Genomic DNA, 19,232 nt, shown 5'->3' on the forward strand with positions numbered 1-19,232 from the left:
TTAGCTTAAGTTGATACCAATGCACTTGGAGAGACCCCAAGACAGCACTGCCTCCCCCATGCCCAATTCCCAATGCCCAAAAACTCCACCCCCTTGTGGGTGGAGTTTTTCATTTGCCAGTCCCTGTTCCTTTGTGATTCAAAATTCATCCTTACCTGTCAACTCTTTTTCAATTGCATCTGCACCATAGCCCACAGCTAAAAGCGTATTTTTCAAAGTTTCCGCCTCACTATTGGCTGCTATCTTGGCAGTAAATATAGCCATGTGAGTTTGCTCTTTAGTCAAAACTTGCCAAGCAGCTATTTTGTTTAAACCGCTATTTTCTAGTAGCTTGTTAGCAATTTCGCTGGGAATCGCTCCCTTAGTTACATATCCTGGAGATGAAATATAACGAATTTCTAAGTTGCCGAGTTTTTCTGTTCTGGATTCAATAAATACTACTTGGTTGCGTTTATTTTCGGTTTGTATTAATAATTTAAAATCACCATCAGGCAGTAACTCATATTTAGCCCCTAGCTTATCTAAAATATCTTTGATGCGCGCATCACCTGTGGTTTTGGGGGTTTGAGCCGACACAATTTGCATAGATACAGCAAAGCTGGCAAAAGACAAAATCGCCAATTTTAAAATACTTTTCATGATATTTTAGGGTATTTGGTAATCAATGCTTTGGTTGAAATTTTTCTTTACTTCACATAATCGTGAATTTTAGAGGGAAAAATTGCATAAATTAGCGGGACAAGAAAGAAGTATTCCAGTATGAAACAAATCCAAAATCCGTCTTGAAAAGTTTGCTACGGAGGGAAACCCTCCTTGCAACTTTCCGCAAAATCTAAAATTGTTTCACTTTGCTTCCCCAATTAGAGTAAATGCAGCCCAATCAATTGGATTACTATACTTTTGTCTGGTTGCGAGCATTGCTTCTCGCAGCGCCGCAGCTTTATCGGGATTGTGTTGTAAATGACGATAAAACTCAGTCATCAAAAAGGCGGTAGAAGTATCTGATACAGACCACAGCGAAACAATTACACTCTTGACCCCGGCGGTAATGAGAGAACGTGATAAACCAATCACACCATCGCCTGTAATGTTACCACCTCCAGTGTTGCAAGCGCTCAGTACAACCAAGTCGGCGTTGAGTTTCATATCCAAAATTTCACCGGATGTCAGTAAACCATCATCCTGACGAGTAGGAGCCAGAGCGATCGCACCTGGTACGCCCAATCCTTTAAAATCATCAAGTAAGCCGTGGGTAGCAAAATGAATGATTTTGGCTTGGTTCATTTGCTTGACCATTGATGTTTCTGTGGCTTTGTTACCGATAATTGCTTGGGTTTTGAATTTTTTGTCCCTTACCCTTTTCCCTTTAACCTTTCCCCAATCTCCACCTCACATTTTTGGGTTGGCAGACTAATAGTTGCACCTGATTTGTGACACTTCGGTTGTAAGCTGTTCCACATTTAACTTGCATATATTGGGCGGCAAGATGCCAGTGGTGTCAACTTAACGTGAAACCCTCTTGGTTGGAAGGTTTCGCCCTCACCCCCAGCCCCTCTCCCACAGGGAGAAGGGAGCAAGAGATTTAGTTCCCCTTCTCCTGCGGGAGAAGGGGTTAGGGGATGAGGGCGCGAGGTATTTGTACAACGCCCGCCCTATATCGCTTTTAGCTTAAATAGCAAGATGCCCACCCCACAATAAATATACAATTTCAGATTATGCAAACTAGATTTGGTTTAGCTGAGAACAATTAGCCCAAGCTTGAGATTTGACGGTGCAATAAGTGCAACAAGCCGCAGGGAATCAGCATAGTTGATACGCCTGCGGCTTGCTGTCTATTAATTAGAGAATGCAGGAAAGCCGACTTGGGACAGGGTATTTTTATTCTTTCCCATGCCCCATGCCCTATCCCCTATGCCCCAAATGAATTACATTTTGCCGTGCTGCATTACTTGTTGCAAATGATTGCGGATTTCTTGAGCTTGCTCAACATCAGACTGCCGCAATTTTTGGAATAACTCTACGCAGGGCTGAGAGTTAGCTTCCTGCGCGTCTTTAATGTATACATCGTAAGCCTTAACTGCTTCTGCTTTATTGTGCAGCACAGTCACAAAATCATACTCCAGGTTGCTAATCGGTTGTTGAGATTGTCCGTTACCTGTAGTCATAAAATACCCTCCTTTAGGTTCTTAACTAATTTCTACCTACCGTTAAAGGAGGCTTCATCTTCCCAGAAGCGTAGATGGGGATTGGGAGATGAGGAAGATGAGGGGGATGAGGGAGAAATAATTAATGACAAACACCAATTACCAATTACCTATTACCAAATGACAAACACCAAACCCCTATACTAAAGGCTTATTTTCATCACATCGGCGTGAGTATTGAAATTCTAGATTTTGCTTTTCCCTACTTCCTTGATAGACAATAGGGCAAAATTTTGTGTTAGCACTCATGCAATCCATGTGTGGTGTTTTTGCACAGACTATTAATAAGGCACCCAAAATGAATAATAAGCCGCAAATTGCTGCTGTTTGAATTGAAGAAATTTCTAAGGCACCGTGAACCACTACTTCTCGCAGAACTGATACAATTGTGACTTCGACTGCTACACCAACAGCAATACTATGCTCTTGTAAGTAAACCATGAGCAGCCGAAATAATTCTACCAAAATCAGGATGAATAGTATTTTGGCTGTCACTATTTTGTAATCTAATTGCTGTGTAATGGCAATCAATATCCCCCACAATTGCAGTAACATGACAGCAAATAAACCTAAACATAAAACTATAACAATTAAGTCTTGAAAAGCCTCCATGTTGCGAACAATGGCATGGCGATCAAACCAGCGATCGCAAAATAGAAATCGGCTTTTAACGCGCTTTTGCATATGCATTACCATGACAATGGTGATAGGTTGAGAATATACCCACTAGAATATCGATTCATTATTCGCTAACTTGTAGTTTAGGCATCAATTATCATTAGGCTGGAAACGTCATACCTAAAAGTGCCTATCCTCGCAGAATTCTTTATTTTTAATTAAGCAATCGGTGTTCTAGTTCATCCGATAATTTTGTTGTTGCTTACTATCTATCCTTCGCACCTTAGCGAGGTTGGTAATGGAAATTCTGTGCCTGTTGTAACAATTGCTGGGCATTTTTTCCCCATTGAGGATTGCCTTGAGCGTTGTATAAATCTCTGGCATATTGAAATACTTGGGCGGCTTCTGCATATTGTCTTAATTGCATAAATGCTAACCCTGCTCCATAATAGGCGTTGGCATAATTTGAGTTAGCTGTGGCTGCTTTTCTGAAGGCTTCTAAGGCTTCTTGCCATTTACTTTGTTGAAACCAAATTGAACCTAAATTGTAATGTGCTTCCGCATATTGGGGATTAACTCTCAGCGCTTGGCGAAAGGCTTCTCTGGCTTGATCAACTTTGCCTTGTTGCAGATAAACTAATCCTAAATGGTAGGCTGGCTCTGGGGCATTTTGGCTATATTGCATCGCTTTTTTAAAAGCTGCGATCGCTCTTTCCCAATCTCGTTGCTGTTCTCGCAGCAATCCTAAGTTATAGTGGGCAAAACCGAGTTTAGAATCGAGTTCTACTGCGCGTTGTAAGTAATCATTCGCTAACTGCAGATTATTCCCTTCTAATAAGGCTCCGCCTAAATTGGCAAAAGCGGGCGCAAATTTGGGATCTGCTTGGGTTGCTTGATAAAATGCATCTGCTGCAGGTTGTAGTTGTCCAGTCTGCCGTAATGCTAGCCCTAAATTGTAGTGGGCGGGGGCTAATTTGGGATCTAGCAGGACAGCTTTTTTAAAGGAAGCGATCGCATCTTGCACTTTCCCAGCTTGAATCGCCTGTAAGCCTTGATTTAATAAGTCTACTGCTCCTTGGCTCGTAGTTTGCGCTAATAAATCCGGTGGGGTGATGGCGAAACTGGTAGAAGGATAGAGAATGCTACCCCATAAAAAAATTAAACTAACTAATATACTTGGGCAGGGATTATATAAGGATGGCAAGAATTTACCATTAAAACAATAGATAAATAATTGTAGAGGCAAGGCAGGGATGAAGGGTCTATTTGCTCGAAATTCTGTGGATATCATGCCCCTACTTGCTGAATTATTGATTTTTTGGTATTTCCTAAAATAGCAAAACATTTTATAGATTAACTTTTCTTGATTTTGCCTACACCACTGATGACAACTGCTGTGTCTGTTAGTTTCATCTTTCATCCTTTATCCTGAATAATTCCGCCTTTAGTTCATGTTTCTTCACAAAGATTGTTCTGATAGGGATTGATTTTACAAAAGTTCAACTCTTGGTATTAAAGTTTGATTTAATTAACTTTTCTTTAGCTAAATCTTACAACAGGCTACAATTTTTCGTTGCATTGATTAAAGGGAGGATAATAACTGATTAAAGAGGAGATGATTCTCCCTAGAGAGAAACATTTTCTATGCCTGAATACACAGGATAATGCGGTTAGTGGTGACTTACCGCCAGGGAGGTTTTATGAACGAAAAAGTAAAATCGGGTTCGCGGAACGTTGCAATTGTCGGCCCTTATTTAAGTGGAAAAACAACCTTATTAGAAAGTTTGTTATTTGTCACAGGGGCAATTTCCCGTAAAGGCAGTGTCAAGGATGGTAACACAGTTGGAGATAGTGCGAACGAATCGCGCGATCGCCACATGAGTGTAGAAATCAGCGCTGCTAGCACAGAATATAACGACTTGCGCTTTAACTTTCTGGACTGTCCCGGAAGTGTTGAATTTGCCCAAGAAACTTATAATGCCTTAATGGGAGTCGATGCGGCAATTGTAGTTTGCGAACCCATTCGCGATCGCGTCCTCACCCTTGCTCCTCTATTTAAATTCTTAGATGATTGGGAAATTCCCCACATCGTCTTTGTTAATAAAATGGATAGGGCAAATATTCATGTTCTCGAAACATTACACGCCCTCAAAGCCGTTTCCAGCCGTCCCCTAGTCGCCCATCAATATCCCATCATGCAAGGGGAACAGCTCACAGGCTTTATTGATATGGTGAGTGAACAAGCATATCAATATCATCCAGGCGCACCAGCAGACTTAATTCCCTTCCCCGAAAACTTAAAAGAAGAAGAACATACCGCACGAGCAGAAATGCTCGAAGCTTTAGCGAATTTTGACGATCACTTATTGGAAGAACTTTTAGAAGATATTGAACCACCCCAAGAAGAAATTCTCAAGGATTTAAAAATGGAATTAGGGGCAGATTTAGTAGTCCCCGTTTTCTTTGGTGTGGCAGAACAAGATTATGGTGTGAGACCTTTATTAGAAGCTTTGGTACGGGAAGCACCAGAACCAGAAACTACAGCAGAACGCCGCTTAACTAAAGCCAGCAATACCCCCATTGCCCAAGTATTAAAAACTTTCTACACTCCCCAAGGTGGCAAACTTTCCCTAGTCCGTGTTTGGCAAGGCAAATTAACCGATGGTATTGTTCTCAATGGCGTGCGCGCTGGTGGACTTTATCGCTTAATGGGACAACAACAGCAGTCAGTTAACGAAGTTTTAGCTGGCGATATTGTAGCTGTGAGCCGTTTAGAAGGCATCAAAACCGGAGATATCCTCTCTACAGATGCCCAGTTAAAAGCAGATTTACCCAAAGCTGAACAGTTAGAACCCGTTTACGCCCTGGCGATTACTCCCGAAAAGCGCAACGATGAAGTAAAACTCAGCAGCGCCATCACTAAACTATTAGAAGAAGATCCTTCTCTGAATTGGGAACAGCATGGCGATACCCATGAAGTAATTCTGTGGGGACAAGGCGAAATTCATTTGCAAGTCGCCTTAGATAGACTGCGGCGGAAATATAACCTGCCAATGACAACCCACATGCCCCAAGTGCCTTATAAAGAAACCATCCGCAAACCTGTAGCCGCAGTTCATGGGCGCTATAAACACCAAAGCGGTGGACATGGGCAATTTGGTGATGTGTTCCTAGATATTCAGCCCCTACCCCGTGGTGAAGGCTTTAACTTCCGGGAAACCATTGTGGGTGGTGTTGTGCCCAGACAGTATATTCCGGGCGTAGAAATGGGTGTGCGGGAATTTCTGGCACATGGGCCATTGGGCTTCCCTGTTGTGGATGTGGCGGTAACTTTAACCAATGGTTCCTACCATAACGTTGATAGTTCCGAACAAGCCTTTAAACAAGCTGCTAGGTTGGCAATGCAAACAGGAGTACCCCAAGCACAACCCACCCTGCTAGAACCGATTTTGAAAGTGCAAGTAACCACACCGAGCGAATTTACCTCCAAAGCCTTGCAACTACTCAGTGGTAAACGGGGGCAAATCTTAGGTTACGAAGGCAGAAACGATTGGCAAGGTTGGGATAATATCTCAGCATACTTGCCCCAAGCAGAGATGCATGACTTTATTGTAGAACTGCGATCGCTCACTCTCGGCGTTGGTTCTTTCCACTGGGAATATGACCATCTGCAAGAAGTACCGGAAAAACTTGCTGAACGCGTACTGCAAAGTAATACCAATGGTCATGCTAACGGCAACGGTAACGGTAACAGCAAATAATTTTGTTGGGATTTACAATTAATCTAAAATCATCGCCCTGCACAATTAAGCGCAGGGCGATTTGTTGAATAGATGTATTTTAGTAGTGAGCTTTTGTAGTGGCGTGGCAAGAGTAAAGTAGTGCAATAAAAAAAATTCTATCCGCGTCAATCTGCGGTTAATTTTATCCAGATTTCATTGCAACATTTTAGTCTGGTCACGCCACTACTACTATGCTATTAACATCTAAGGAAGCTTAACACTTAATCCAGAGTTTGGGCCATTTGGTAAACCTAGAGCTGTATCAACTCCTGGATGAGATCGAAGATCATTCAGCAATTTTTCTGCTTGTACTTTCGTTCCTAATTTTGCTTGTGACTCTAGACGAGGATTCATTACAGATTTAGCACGATAAACTTCAAGCTCAAATATTCCTTCCTCCAATGCCCTGAGACATAAGCCACGAATGTAAAAACGGTTAAATTCACCTTCTGCTAGTGTTTCAGGAGCCGTTTCAGGAACTTTTGCAGTCGTATAGCCGCCCTTTGGTTTTTTTCTTTCCTCTGTTAAGTTGAGTCTACCATTTAAGGAAAGTTGTTGAGCCAACCATACCTCATTATGGCTAGTAATTGCTTCTTTGAGTAAATTCACATAATCTTGTCTGCCATTTGCACTCAAACGTGAACTAATGTATAGCTTGCCATTAGCCGTATCCGACTCAACTTCAGCTATCATCCGTTTACGTGTTACATCATCTAAGTCTTGAAATATCATCATTATTTTTCATCTCTCCTCATTTATTCACCACAAAATTCTGAGGAAGAAAAATATAAAATAAGTTTTATATAGAAGCAATCAGTAATAATACTCAAACATTAAATAACTGACAGAGTACTTGGATTAAAGTTAGCATCTGACTCAAACCGAATTTTCATTGATGATCGCCTTTAGCAGCAAGCAACTTATTATACAATGCAGCATTCTGTTCCTTTGAAGCTTGACGCAGTTTCTCAAACTCAGCTTCACCAGCTTGCAAATAAGCATCAATTGCTGACTGATTTGCTAAGTAAAATGTAATAGCACCATAAACTTGCTCAAGCTTTAATACTGGAAAACTTTGAATGATACTTTCCGGTGATGTACCATTCAAGAAAGCATAAACAACAGAGTCTAAATAAACACGACTGTCCTTAATCCAGTAACCGTTTTCTCTCCACTCAACATACTGCTTGTGAATGAATGGTGTTGCTGTCATAGATTGCAATCACGACTGAATAACTGTTTTTAGTATAAGTGAAGCTATCCTTAAATCAATGCTTGAAACCGCTTTTCTCTAAAAAATCAGTAAGAGCATATTTTACTTCTTTCAAGCCAAAATTTTTCTGGTAAATAGCCTTAAATACAGCTTTAAATATGCTGAAGCAATCTTGATACAAGTAAGAGTTAAAGAAAACTTTTTTAAAGCTAGCCAAAGCTTCCTTATAAAAGTGCAATTTCCAAAGACATATACCTTTACCATACCAGAATAAATAGGAGGGATCAGATGTAAAATTAATTAAAATTCGTTGATAATGTGTAACCCAGGAATAATTATTATCAAATTTATTTATGGTACTATTAATAGCTATTTCAAAGCTTGCAAGTGCCTCTTTATATTGACCAGAGTAATACAATGAATATGCTCTAAAATACCAAAAAAAACCATCATCAATTAGAAACTCGGCAGCTTGGTTATAGTTAATGTTCGCGTCTTCATAACGACCTAATTTTGTTAATGAACGACCTCTTTTCTTCCATACTTTATGATAATCTGGGTTTATTTCTAATACTTTGTCATAAGAGGCAATGGCTTCTTCATGCCGTCCTAAATCATCTAATGCAATTCCCCGGTTGTACCAATCATAGTGATCATCAGGTTTAATTTCCAGAGCTTTGTCATAAGAGGCAATGGCTTCTTCATAACGTCCTAAATTCCCTAGCGCAATCCCCCTACTGTTCCAAGCATAGTGATCATCAGGTTTAATTTCCAGAGCTTTGTCATAAGACGCGATCGCTTCTTCATAACGTCCTAAGTTCCCTAGTGTAATCCCTCGAAAATACCAAGCATAGTTATCATTAGGTTTAATAGCAACTGCTTGATCATAAGAATCAATTGCTTCTTCATAGCATCCTAGATTATCTAGTGCAATCCCTCTAAAGCTCCAAGCATAGTAGTAATTAGGATTAATTTCCAATGCCTTATTGTAAGAAGTGATCGCTTCTTGATTGCGTCCTAAATTTTGTAGCGCATACCCACGGTTATTCCAAGCGTGGTGGTAATTAGGTTTAATTTCCACTGCTTTGTCGTATGCAAAAATCGCTTCTTGATTACGCCCTAAATTTCTTAGTGAATTGCCCAGATGATACCACGTATCGGATGTATCAGGTTTAATTTCTAATGCTTTTTCGTAAGTGTAAATCGCTTCTTTGTAATCCTTTCCAGCAGAATGTAATTTTCCCAATTTAATCAATAGATCATATTGACGGTCAGGTGTTTGATGGTCTTCTGCTATTAATGCCTGAATTGCTATGATTTGTTGAGTTCTTTCTTCTGGGGTTAAGTTGAGATATTTTTCTTCATCTCCATCCTGCATTATACGTGATGACTCTTGTTCTAAAGTTTCTGAATCTATAGGAAATTCAAACAAGCCTGAACGCCAATCAAAAAAATCAGGCGCACGTTGAATAAAATATTTAATTGCAAATATCGGTAGCAAGAATACAAAACAGATATTAAAGTTCTCTTTAAACCGTTCTCGCTGTTGATTGAGGTTAATTAAAACAGGTGGTACGCCCTTCCAACTATATGAATAAATATCTTTACTATTCCAACCCATCAAGCTTTTGCATTCTTCATATTCATAAAATGAATGCTCTAACCCTGTAATAAATAAAATATTTATTTTTTCTTTATTATCTAAATTATCAATTATTTCATATAAATTATCGACGGCTTGCTCAAGTCGTAGAACTTCAATATTTTTATTAGTAATATCTTCTTTGACTTTAATAATTAACTGCTCACCTTCAGCCGGAGAGCAACGGACAAATAATAAGCCAAAACCTTCTGTAAAATTAAGAGTACGGACTAAGGCTTGATATTCTTCCTCTCCTTCTGAGGGTAAATCCCTATCCCAATCCGTCAGATCTAATGCCATAATCTTAGCTTTGTCATGCCTTATAAAGTTACGAGGGGTCAGATCCCCGACTTCTTGAAGAAGTCGGGGATCTTGCAGCTAGTAATAGCTTTTTGCATTTTGTTGAAAGTATTATTAATAGTCATTGCGAATGAAGCGTAGCGTAATGAAGCAATCGCAACACCCTTACTTGGCGATTGCTTCGCTCCACTACGTTACGCTCGCAATGACAAATCATGTTATTACACATTTAAAATGCTCCTCATGTTAACCAATGACACTGTTATTTATTTCTATGCCGGATAAAATCGATTAAATGTATCTTGGAATTCCTTAATTCCTTTGACGAGAGGATGAATATCATACCAAACTTGACTTTCTCCATCTCCATTTAAATAACGATATTCTAAAATACAGCGATTAAATAATAAACCTCGATACAATGGATCGTTTTCTATTTCTTTAGAATGATATACATTTGCTAGCGCTTCCCATTCATTAGCAAAAACTGTATTTCGGTAAGTATTTCGTAACTCGCTAAATGAGCGCTGTAAGGCTCTGGTAGGAATGGGTAGGCTGTTAGTGTATTTAATCGCCTCCTTCATTAATAATAATAAATTTCGCACGTGACCTCCACTCATCAAGCATAGTCTTTCTAAAGCTTCTCGCTGCTCAAACATATCGACAATAGATAAACTTGGGTCGATTAAACTAAGACGCTTTTGCAGGATTTCTGTAACTTTATTAATTCCCCGTTGATATGGTTGATTATCTGGTGTTTGCACCATAATCATCGGCAATACTTGAGTATTACCATAAATATTCGCTAGGTCTGCGGCGCGATTAGAATACAGCAAAGAAATGGGTATTGTGTACAGCAAATGACAGTCTAAAGCTTGCAGTTGCTCACTACGGTCGATAAAAATTTGGTCGTGATTGCTGCGTCCATCTTCTTGAGGTATGGGTACAATCCGGTCTAAGTTATCAGCAATTAATACAAGTTGAGAATATCCTGTAGGTAAGTGCTTTTTAGCATCTTGAATAAATTCATTTAAAGCAGCAATCAAAGTAATTGTATGCGGGTTGACTCGCTCGCGAATTTTTTGGCGTTGAGTGGGTTCTGTTCGCAAGTTTGCTGTTAATTTGGCAAATTGAGAAATTTGTCCTTCTATACTTAAGCTTTGTAAGGAAACTTCAGTTAATGCTAAATCTTTTAAATCTTGCCAACGCTCGCTTAACCAGTTCAACAAACTAGCTGGAGAAGTGCTATCTTTTAATGCTTCTAGTAAGTGGCGGGTACAAGCTAAAAGAATATCAGTATATTGGGCATCTTCTGGATCAATATCTTGCTCATCGGCGGCAAAATAAACTACAAAGCAACCTTGCTCATCTAAATATTTTTGTAACCGCAGCAATTCTGTAGATTTCCCCGCACCGCGATGACCTGCATACAGTTGCGAGGTCATTCTATCTGAATATAAAATCTCTCTGCCGACTTCTACTAATATGTCCCCATCTCCCCGCACTTCTGTACAATCAACATAAGCCGGATCTCCTGCGGGTAAGGGGCGAAATGGGTCAAAAGCATTGTATATCCGCTTTAATAATGCAAAATCCTGCGTCATAAATCTGAGTTGCTGATTTTAGCGCCATATTATCGCAAACTTTCAGATCTAGGTAGACAATGGAATTATTGGGTATGTGATTGTTTTAACTTCAAGTAACATGAGAATTTTCGGTGCGTTAGCCTACGGCGTAACGCACCTTACTTTGAAAATAGACCTCTTGCATGAATCTTTGCCCATTGGTGTCAACTTAAGCTAAAAGCGGTATGAGGCGGGCGTTGTACAAATACCTCGCGCCCTCATCCCCTAACCCCTTCTCCCTGAGGGAGAAGGGGAATTGAATCTCTTGCTCCCCTCTCCCTGAGGGAGCTACGGTGTACACACAAGTGGTAGCTGTAAGGGTTTCAGGCGTTATAGACCCCTTAAATTGTCATTACGAGCGCAGCGATAGCGGAGCGAAGTAATCGCATAATCCCGTAGTTTTTGCGATTGCTTCGTCGTTCCTCCTCGCTGCGGACAGGCTTCGGGAGCGTTCCAACAGCCCAGAGTTAAAGGGCAAAACCAAGCTTCAGGTGGAATTTCACGACTTGTGTGTACACCATAGCCCTGAGGGAGAGGGGCTGGGGGTGAGGGCAAAACCTTTCAACCAAGCGGGTTTCACGTTAAGTTGACACCAATGATCTTTGCCCTCACCCTAAATCCCTCTCCCTGAGGGAGAGGGACTTTGATATCGGCTCCCCTTCTCCCTGAGGGAGAAGGGGCTGGGGGATGAGGGTAAGTTTTGTATTCTTGCAAGAAGTCTAATGAAGCTCAAAGCCTCGTTGACGGGCAAAATAACCTCGTTGACGAGCAAAAAAGCCTCGTTGACGAGCAAAAAAGCCTCGTTAACGAGCAAAATAACCTCGTTGACGAGCAAAAAAGCCTCATTGACGAGCAAAATAACCTCGCTGACGAGCAAAAAAGCCTCATTGACGAACAAAATATCCTCGCTGACGAGCAAAAAAGCCTCGCTGACGAGCAAAATATCCTCGCTGACGAACAAAATAACCTCGTTAACGAGCAAAATAACCTCGCTGACGAACAAAATAACCTCGTTTGCGATTCTATAGTATTCGTTAATCAACTCACGGGTGTAGTTTTTGACTCTTGACTCTTGACCCTTGACAGCCTTAACGAGAAAATATTTGTCTAGACGCGCATCGTTGAACTGAGTATGGTGGGGCAAAATAGAAAGAATGACGAATGATTCCAACTCTTCCGACATCACAACCCCAGAACCTTTCTCAGAAGATGATTTGCAACCAGATGATTTTGATGGTGGTACAGGTGAGCATCACCTGACACCAGAAGGATTGGCTACACAACAGGCTTTGGCTGCAATTTCTGCTTTGCAATCGCCACAAAATACCGCAGCACTCAAACAAGCTCGTTCTTTTTTCCAGCCAGCTAAAAGCAATCAATTTTCTGTCAAAACTAGAGCATTAGTACTTACTTTATTAGCGATCACAATTACTATTCTGGGATTAATCCTGAATAACTGGTTTATTGGTGCTTTCGGAACGCTGGTCACTTTAATATTATCCCTGGCGATGCTCTGGCCTTGGGTGCAAAATCTCCTCAAACAGTGGTTTACACCCCAAGATAGAACCCTGTTCATTGCGTTTATCGGACTAATTGTAGCGCTCATTGGCTTGGTGAGATTTTCGGGTTTAGGCGATCGCTTATTAGCTACGGGACGCAAAATTAATTGGGAAGCGTCGGGGACTTTGGCGGAATGGTTCGGCGCTTTAGGACAAATTCTGATCGCCATCATTGCTGTTTACGTCGCTTGGCGACAATACGTCATTTCCAAAGACTTAACTATTCAGCAAAACCTGCTGACAGTGCAACAAAATATCATCACTCAGCAGCAAACAATCGATTCATATTTTCAAGGCATTTCCGATTTAGTCTTAGATGAAGAAGGACTATTAGAAGACTGGCCGCAAGAAAGGTCAATTGCAGAAGGACGCACAGCCGCAATTTTTAGTAGTGTTGATGGTAGCGGTAAAGCAAAGATTCTCCGCTTTCTTTCCCGTTCTAAATTACTCACACCCCTAAAACGCGATCGCCGTTTGGGAAGAGCTATTCTTAACGGTATTGGCGGATATGCTGAAGACCGCCTCGAAGGTGTGCGTGTCATCGATTTAGGTGTCATGCTAGCTGGCGCAGACTTAGCTGGTACAGATTTACGCTGGACTGACCTCAGCGAAGCTAATCTTGTCCGCGCCGACCTCAGCGGTTGTGATTTAGTCAAAGCCAACCTTTCCCGCACCATTTTATATGATGCCAAACTCCGCAACGCCGACTTAAACGGAGTGCGTCTGTTTTACGGTTCAGTAGAAAAAGCATCACCCCGCAGCCGCACCGAACCGCCAAATTATCACACTGGTGAACACACTGGCGCTGTTATAGAAAATACCGATTTCACAGATGTGCAGCGAATGACTGAATCAGCACGTTATTATTGCTGTGCTTGGTGTGGAGAAAAATCCAGAAGTACAATTCCTGGCGGTTGTGAAGGTATTCCTAATAAGTTGGGACGGTGACAGGATTTTGGTAATGGGTAATGGGTAATTGGTAATGGGTAATTGGTAATTGGTAATGGGTAATTGGTAGAGAGGATTTGTGATGACTTGTCTGCAATTTTCCCTTTGACCATTGCCTTTTCCCCTTCCACTGCTTGAAATAAATTTTAATTTCTGTGAAAACTATAAGCAGTGGAATGGGTGATTATACCAATTCAAATAATGTTTGCGACACATAAATATATTCTAGATGGCACAGCGTGCCGTTCCCCTACAGTCTGTTGCATTCTTTTTTCCAATTGGTATTATTCAACAAAAAACCGAACAATCATTTTGGAGGGGGTTTGGGGGACGCAACCGTCACCCAATCGGGGGTTTGGGGGAGAATCCCCCAATTCTTCTGGCTTCTTTAATCAGTGATACAAAATCAAAAAATGTTCGCGACGCATCAATAATTCAATTGGCAATGGTAATGACTAACCTGCCAATTACCAATTACCAATTACCAATTACCAATTCACTAAAGTGCAGTGAGAATCTCCACACCATCTTCAGTAACAGCTAAGGTATGTTCAAACTGCGCTGAAAGTTTGCGATCGCGCGTCACCGCCGTCCACTTATCGCTGAGAACTTCCACTTCCCAAGTACCTTCGTTAATCATTGGCTCAATTGTAAATACCATCCCTGCTCTCAGCTTTTTACCTTTGCCCCTTGTACCGTAGTGGGGAATGTCTGGTGCAGTGTGAAACACATTACTAATACCATGTCCCACAAAATCACGCACTACAGAAAAGCCTTGTGCTTCTGCATATTCTTGAATGGCTGCACCAATATCGCCAATGCGCGCACCAGGTTTAACTTCCGCAATTCCTCGCCGCAGACATTCCTCTGTTACCTCCACCAATTTTTTCGTCTTTGGTGCAGGATTTCCTACTAAGAATGTCTTCGATGTATCGCCGTGGTAACCATCAACAATTGGCGTAACATCAATGTTAATAATGTCACCATCCCGGAGAATTTGTTTAACATTAGGAATGCCGTGACAAATCACCTCATTCACACTAGTACAAATAGATTTGGGAAAACCTTTGTAACCCAGAGGGGCGCTTTTGGCTCCATGTGCTTGTGTCCAGCGTTCGGCTTCATCATTGAGTTCTTGAGTACTCACCCCAGGCTTTACCATTGGTTCTAAATGCTGTAAAAGCTGGGCTGCTAAATGCCCCGCCTTCCGCATTTTTTCGATTTCACGTTGAGACAAAATAACGATTGTTTCGGTTCTCATAGACTTTAATTAATGTCTTAAATATCTCTCATAAATATAGTTAAGCCTGTTTCTGCAGCGCGTCTAGCAGCTTCAGCAACTTTCAAGGTGTATAAGCTCTGTTCTGGAGTGACATATAAAGGCGTGCCATCAAGAATATGATCTAAGACCATAGTAGTGTCTTTCGCAAATAAACCCCGACGGGTGCCAACTTCTATGGGTGTTGTTTCCCCTGCTTGCACAAACGATGCTTTTTCACCATCAAAAATTAACCCACCTTGTTCTCCATGAACTTCAAACTTGCGTTCTTGTTGCCACAGGGTTTCGCCTTTGCCATAAACTACTTGCGCTAATAATCCACTAGTAAAGCACAGTTGTGCAATGCAAAAACAGGTTTGAAAATACTCAGATTCTAATTGCCAAAAGCGTTGATGACAGTTAACTGTGAAGACTTCACCAAATAGGTCTGTGAGGCGATGTAATCGAGAAAGCGCACCCATTAACGGAAAACCGAAGAACTCATGGTTATAAGTCCATTTGCGGGGTGCTGGATGCAAGGGAGTAACTGTGCTGTAGCGAACATAAAAGATATGACCAACTTTATCTATGTGTTGCCTGACAGCTTGATGCAGTCCACCTAAAATTTCAATATGCTCAACATGGAGTACTTTATTTTGGGCTTTGGCTAAAGTGAGAATTTCTTGAGCTTCTACGACATCTAAAGCTAAGGGGTATTCTACAATCACATGTTTTCCATGAGTGAGGGCAGCACGCGCGATCGCTCCATGATCGCGGTTAATGGTGGAAATAATCACCAAATCAATATCGTCTCGTTCTACTAGCTGTTCCCAAGAAATCACAGCTTCCGCCTGGTATTGTTGCGCGAAGGCTTGGGTATTTTCTAATTCATTGCCCGCGATCGCCACTAGATGCGATCGCGCATCATGCAGCAAAGCCTCACTGCGAAACTTTGCCGCATACCCTGTACCAACCAGCCCTACCCGCACTTTTGCTGTTTTTGAAGATGCCTCGGAATTATACATGACAGTTACTAGTTCTGTTTGTAGTTTTTCTGTATGGGTAAAGCCAGTACTGAGCAGTGAGTCCTGAGTCCAGAAAAAGTACTCAAACTCATGTAATTAGGGAAGTAGCCCAAAAGACGGGTTTTCCGTTATGGGGAACTACCGAACCCCAGGATCAGAGTAAACTTCCTTGTGGGCGGTATTCTAACTCAGCACTCTTCAAAGTTATTCCGCCTATAACGCTAATTACATACAGAGATTTTAGACGGCGCAAATAACGATACCATATCCTGCTGGTTGGACGTAAAGCAAGGTTTTGTATAAGTCCTGAAAAAACCAAGTATCTCCACGTCAAACAATTTTAGATTTTGGATTTTGCGGAAAGTTGAGCCAGTGCGTTGGACGGTGAGTGCAGCCACACGTGCAGCTATGCCGCCGAGTGGACTGCCGTTCGCGTTAGCGTCTCTGAAAGAGAAGGGGTTCCCCAGCTTGAGGAGGCAGTGCGTTGCGTGGGTTTCCCACGTTGTAGCAACTGCCTCCCCCATGCCCAATGCCCAATGCCCAATGCCCAATGCCCCATGCCCCATGCCCCATGCCCCATGCCCAATGCCCCATGCCCCGCTATCGAATCATTGAGCTTTGTTGAGAGTAACAATAACTTTTTCTAATAACAGTCTTAATAAGGGATTAAATATATAAGCAAAACTTATTAGGATTAAATAACTAAATTTCATTACTAATCGCGGACAATTTCCAGTTACATCCTTTTCTTTTTCTCGTAGTATCAGAATTGAAGCAAATTTTAAATGCGGCTAATCCCATAAGAGCAGCCGTGGGCTTTGCCTACCTTTGCTTTAGGATAACTTATACTGCCGTTCGCAAAAAGAGAGGATTACTGAAATGGCAACTTACAAAGTAACATTAGTCAGCGAAGCTGAAGGCATTAACCAAACTATCGACGTTCCTGATGATACTTATATTCTAGATGCAGCTGAAGAAGCTGGTCTTGACTTACCCTATTCTTGCCGTGCTGGTGCTTGTTCTACCTGTGCAGGTAAAATTGTCTCTGGTAAAGTTGACCAATCTGACCAGTCTTTCTTAGATGACGACCAAATCGAAGCTGGATATGTTCTGACCTGTGTTGCTTATCCTGCATCTGATTGCACCATCGAAACTCACAAAGAAGAAGAACTGTACTAAGAATTAGCCGCCTGAATCACAAATCTGTTAAAAGGTTGATTTAATTCCTGCATTCATCTAGTGCTGCAATCCAACGCGCAGCCTCTAGATGAATACTCGGGCGGTAAAAGTCGCAGAGACGCGATTAATCGCGTCTGTACTCCACAACAGTTTTACGGTTTAATCTCATCACTGAGAAGTTTGACTTGCGTTCCCGGATAATAGAATTGCAGAATTTTCTGGTTTGACCAACCTAACTTAGCTAGGTTTTGCGCTCCAGTTTGACTCAAGCCAACTCCATGTCCAAATCCTCCACCCACAAAAGCATATCCCCACAGGTTTGGTTTGCCTTTATTAAGGGGTTGTAAATAAAATAGCGTGCTAATGGGAGCAGCAAAGGCGCTACGTACTTCGTCTTTATGTAAAGTGAAGACACCAATGTCTGATTTGATGGCTAAATCGAGAATGCGTCCGCTAGCAGAACGCTTGACTACAGACATGGCTTGAATAGTTTTCAATTTACTGTAGGGGCTTTTTTTCACACGCAAAAATTTCTGCAAGTCCTTAGTAATATCTTCTATGCTGCTTTCTTTGCGCCAACGAAATAGATCCCACTCGCTTTCATTAAATCCTTTGTCGAGACTAATAAATTTCTGAAAGTTATTTTCATCTGCTAAATTCTGTTTAGATAAATCCCAGATATTCAAAGAAGCATCAACTACTGGCTTGAGATAAGGACGATCTTCACCGTTCCAAATATCGCTGAAAGAAGCAGTCACGCCGCCTGTGGTAGAGGAATAGAGGGCATCTACTAGCTGGTTTTGATAAGTTAATACCATACCCCTAGTAGCTGCGATCGCTTTATCTGTATTGGGCGCTATGCCATTTAGCCCATAATAAACTTGGCAGTGTGTATCAGCACATAATTCGTAGTTATCAACCGCAAATCTACGTAAATTCCTTAAAACATAAGTACGAGCTAGAATCGCTTGTGCTTCCAAAGATGCCTTTGGCGCATTCGCACCAATTTCATTAGGAACAACACCCCGCAAATAAGTTTCTAATGGTACTAGATTAACTAGAGTATACGTACCGTAAGCGTTAGGCTGTAAGTTCATCTCCCCAGCATAAAGCCGAGCCTTATCAGGATTTTCAGTTTTATTTACCCGAATTAAATTTTTATCGGTGCTTATTTTTACATAATTCCGGCTGTAGCGGTTGCCATTGATTACCCAACTCACTAACGGCGTTTTTTGTGAAACTTTGGTATCCAGGTAGATCAGATTATTCTGATCGGAAGCTTGCAAGCTCTGCAATAGCAACCTTCGCAGTAAGGGAGTGTTGTAAACATCCCGTTTTGCCCAAACTTGCCAGCGTTCCGGCTGGGCTATTTCTACCTCTATCCCCTGCGCGCGCCATTTTTGAGCGCTATCTTCAGCCGTTTCAAAGGTACGGAAGGTTCCTAAAACTACTACCTCATCAACTGCTGCTTGGGGTAAAGCTTGCATTGCTATTTCTAGCTTGACAGGGTTCTGGGTAACTAAAGTTTGCTCCCGGTTACCTGTCTTAAATCTCAGCTTTAAGCGATCGCCTTTACTTGGTTCTAATTGCAGCTTGGCTGTAGGTTCCTCTCCAAACCTTTGCACAATCCCAATTTTTAATACTACATCCTTGCTTCTACTCTCAGAGCCAGATGCCGCAGTTAGCCCTAATAGGCAAAATCCTATCAGTAGAGTCCGGGGAAAATGCCAGTACAAAATCTTATGAGAAAGCTGATTATCCCTCGCTGTGCGGCGTTGGGGCAGGTTTGCTCGTTGCTTTGTAACGAATTGGTTTTGTCGCATGATTGCTCCAATAATACCATTACCAGTTTTGCCCCAAAGGTTGCAAAACGAAGTCA

General features: G+C 41.6%; 16 protein-coding genes and 1 pseudogene. 5 read left to right on the forward strand and 12 right to left on the reverse strand.

Annotated features, from left to right (window positions below; genetic code table 11):
* Positions 1-138: 138 nt before the first annotated feature.
* From HG267_RS30920 to HG267_RS30940, 5 genes and pseudogenes are all read right to left on the reverse strand, one after another.
* Complete coding sequence (locus HG267_RS30920; RefSeq protein WP_052335336.1) at positions 139-639, reverse strand: hypothetical protein; 501 nt, start codon at positions 637-639, stop codon at positions 139-141.
* Between the two features lie 204 nt (positions 640-843).
* Positions 844-1,341 (reverse strand): annotated as a pseudogene (locus tag HG267_RS30925) (CHAT domain-containing protein); the annotation flags it as partial.
* 584 nt (positions 1,342-1,925) lie between these two features.
* Entirely contained in the window at positions 1,926-2,165 is a 240-nt protein-coding gene (locus tag HG267_RS30930; protein ID WP_045870772.1) for a hypothetical protein, read from the reverse strand.
* 177 nt (positions 2,166-2,342) lie between these two features.
* A complete protein-coding gene (locus tag HG267_RS30935) occupies positions 2,343-2,894 on the reverse strand; it encodes a phosphate-starvation-inducible PsiE family protein (protein WP_045870970.1) in 552 nt (183 codons plus the stop codon).
* 211 nt (positions 2,895-3,105) lie between these two features.
* Positions 3,106-4,113 (reverse strand): tetratricopeptide repeat protein, encoded by a 1,008-nt coding sequence (locus tag HG267_RS30940; protein WP_081584021.1) that lies wholly within the window; start codon positions 4,111-4,113, stop codon positions 3,106-3,108.
* Positions 4,114-4,522: 409 nt separating this feature from the next.
* Between HG267_RS30940 and HG267_RS30945 the strand changes: the two genes are divergently transcribed.
* Positions 4,523-6,583, forward strand: coding sequence for an elongation factor G (locus tag HG267_RS30945; RefSeq protein ID WP_045870972.1), 2,061 nt, complete (start codon positions 4,523-4,525; stop codon positions 6,581-6,583).
* Between the two features lie 225 nt (positions 6,584-6,808).
* On the opposite strand, the gene HG267_RS30950 is transcribed toward HG267_RS30945, so the two are convergent.
* The 4 genes from HG267_RS30950 to HG267_RS30965 all read right to left on the reverse strand — a co-directional run bounded on the left by HG267_RS30950 (position 6,809) and on the right by HG267_RS30965 (position 11,363).
* On the reverse strand, positions 6,809-7,297 hold the full coding sequence (locus tag HG267_RS30950; RefSeq protein WP_263419990.1) for a hypothetical protein: 489 nt from the start codon (positions 7,295-7,297) through the stop codon (positions 6,809-6,811).
* 196 nt (positions 7,298-7,493) lie between these two features.
* Positions 7,494-7,817, reverse strand: a complete 324-nt coding sequence (locus HG267_RS30955) for a DUF433 domain-containing protein (RefSeq protein WP_045870774.1) — start codon at positions 7,815-7,817, stop codon at positions 7,494-7,496.
* Between the two features lie 55 nt (positions 7,818-7,872).
* Positions 7,873-9,759, reverse strand: a complete 1,887-nt coding sequence (locus HG267_RS30960) for a tetratricopeptide repeat protein (RefSeq protein ID WP_096621770.1) — start codon at positions 9,757-9,759, stop codon at positions 7,873-7,875.
* A 272-nt stretch (positions 9,760-10,031) separates the two neighbouring features.
* A complete protein-coding gene (locus HG267_RS30965; protein WP_045870775.1) occupies positions 10,032-11,363 on the reverse strand; it encodes an AAA family ATPase in 1,332 nt (443 codons plus the stop codon).
* Positions 11,364-12,084: 721 nt separating this feature from the next.
* Between HG267_RS30965 and HG267_RS30970 the strand changes: the two genes are divergently transcribed.
* Positions 12,085-12,453 carry a hypothetical protein gene (locus tag HG267_RS30970; RefSeq protein ID WP_045870776.1) on the forward strand — a complete coding sequence of 123 codons (369 nt, stop codon included), beginning with the start codon at positions 12,085-12,087 and terminating at the stop codon, positions 12,451-12,453.
* 85 nt (positions 12,454-12,538) lie between these two features.
* Positions 12,539-13,891, forward strand: a complete 1,353-nt coding sequence (locus tag HG267_RS30975) for a pentapeptide repeat-containing protein (protein WP_045870777.1) — start codon at positions 12,539-12,541, stop codon at positions 13,889-13,891.
* Between the two features lie 499 nt (positions 13,892-14,390).
* On the opposite strand, the gene map is transcribed toward HG267_RS30975, so the two are convergent.
* Together map and HG267_RS30985 are read right to left on the reverse strand one after the other, a co-directional pair.
* On the reverse strand, positions 14,391-15,152 hold the full coding sequence (map, locus tag HG267_RS30980) for a type I methionyl aminopeptidase (protein ID WP_045870779.1): 762 nt from the start codon (positions 15,150-15,152) through the stop codon (positions 14,391-14,393).
* A gap of 17 nt (positions 15,153-15,169) precedes the next feature.
* A complete protein-coding gene (locus HG267_RS30985; RefSeq protein WP_045870780.1) occupies positions 15,170-16,174 on the reverse strand; it encodes a Gfo/Idh/MocA family protein in 1,005 nt (334 codons plus the stop codon).
* A gap of 354 nt (positions 16,175-16,528) precedes the next feature.
* Here HG267_RS30985 and HG267_RS30990 point away from each other — a divergent pair, with 354 nt between their 5' ends.
* Together HG267_RS30990 and HG267_RS30995 are read left to right on the forward strand one after the other, a co-directional pair.
* Positions 16,529-16,789: a hypothetical protein gene (locus HG267_RS30990; protein WP_155539279.1), complete on the forward strand. Its 261-nt coding sequence runs from the start codon at positions 16,529-16,531 to the stop codon at positions 16,787-16,789.
* Positions 16,790-17,053: 264 nt separating this feature from the next.
* Positions 17,054-17,353, forward strand: a complete 300-nt coding sequence (locus HG267_RS30995) for a ferredoxin (RefSeq protein WP_045870782.1) — start codon at positions 17,054-17,056, stop codon at positions 17,351-17,353.
* 152 nt (positions 17,354-17,505) lie between these two features.
* On the opposite strand, the gene HG267_RS31000 is transcribed toward HG267_RS30995, so the two are convergent.
* Positions 17,506-19,176, reverse strand: a complete 1,671-nt coding sequence (locus tag HG267_RS31000; RefSeq protein WP_045870973.1) for a SpoIID/LytB domain-containing protein — start codon at positions 19,174-19,176, stop codon at positions 17,506-17,508.
* Positions 19,177-19,232: the final 56 nt, after the last annotated feature.

Source organism: Tolypothrix sp. PCC 7601 (genome assembly GCF_025677855.1).
Classification (GTDB): domain Bacteria; phylum Cyanobacteriota; class Cyanobacteriia; order Cyanobacteriales; family Nostocaceae; genus Aulosira; species Aulosira diplosiphon.

Coding starts and splice junctions, on each gene's coding strand:
- HG267_RS30920 (WP_052335336.1), bottom strand. CDS start 639: ATGAAAAGTATTTTAAAATTGGCGATTTTGTCTTTTGCCAGCTTTGCT.
- HG267_RS30930 (WP_045870772.1), bottom strand. CDS start 2,165: ATGACTACAGGTAACGGACAATCTCAACAACCGATTAGCAACCTGGAG.
- HG267_RS30935 (WP_045870970.1), bottom strand. CDS start 2,894: ATGCATATGCAAAAGCGCGTTAAAAGCCGATTTCTATTTTGCGATCGC.
- HG267_RS30940 (WP_081584021.1), bottom strand. CDS start 4,113: ATGATATCCACAGAATTTCGAGCAAATAGACCCTTCATCCCTGCCTTG.
- HG267_RS30945 (WP_045870972.1), top strand. CDS start 4,523: ATGAACGAAAAAGTAAAATCGGGTTCGCGGAACGTTGCAATTGTCGGC.
- HG267_RS30950 (WP_263419990.1), bottom strand. CDS start 7,297: ATGATAGCTGAAGTTGAGTCGGATACGGCTAATGGCAAGCTATACATT.
- HG267_RS30955 (WP_045870774.1), bottom strand. CDS start 7,817: ATGACAGCAACACCATTCATTCACAAGCAGTATGTTGAGTGGAGAGAA.
- HG267_RS30960 (WP_096621770.1), bottom strand. CDS start 9,759: ATGGCATTAGATCTGACGGATTGGGATAGGGATTTACCCTCAGAAGGA.
- HG267_RS30965 (WP_045870775.1), bottom strand. CDS start 11,363: ATGACGCAGGATTTTGCATTATTAAAGCGGATATACAATGCTTTTGAC.
- HG267_RS30975 (WP_045870777.1), top strand. CDS start 12,539: ATGACGAATGATTCCAACTCTTCCGACATCACAACCCCAGAACCTTTC.
- map (WP_045870779.1), bottom strand. CDS start 15,152: ATGAGAACCGAAACAATCGTTATTTTGTCTCAACGTGAAATCGAAAAA.
- HG267_RS30985 (WP_045870780.1), bottom strand. CDS start 16,174: ATGTATAATTCCGAGGCATCTTCAAAAACAGCAAAAGTGCGGGTAGGG.
- HG267_RS30995 (WP_045870782.1), top strand. CDS start 17,054: ATGGCAACTTACAAAGTAACATTAGTCAGCGAAGCTGAAGGCATTAAC.
- HG267_RS31000 (WP_045870973.1), bottom strand. CDS start 19,176: ATGCGACAAAACCAATTCGTTACAAAGCAACGAGCAAACCTGCCCCAA.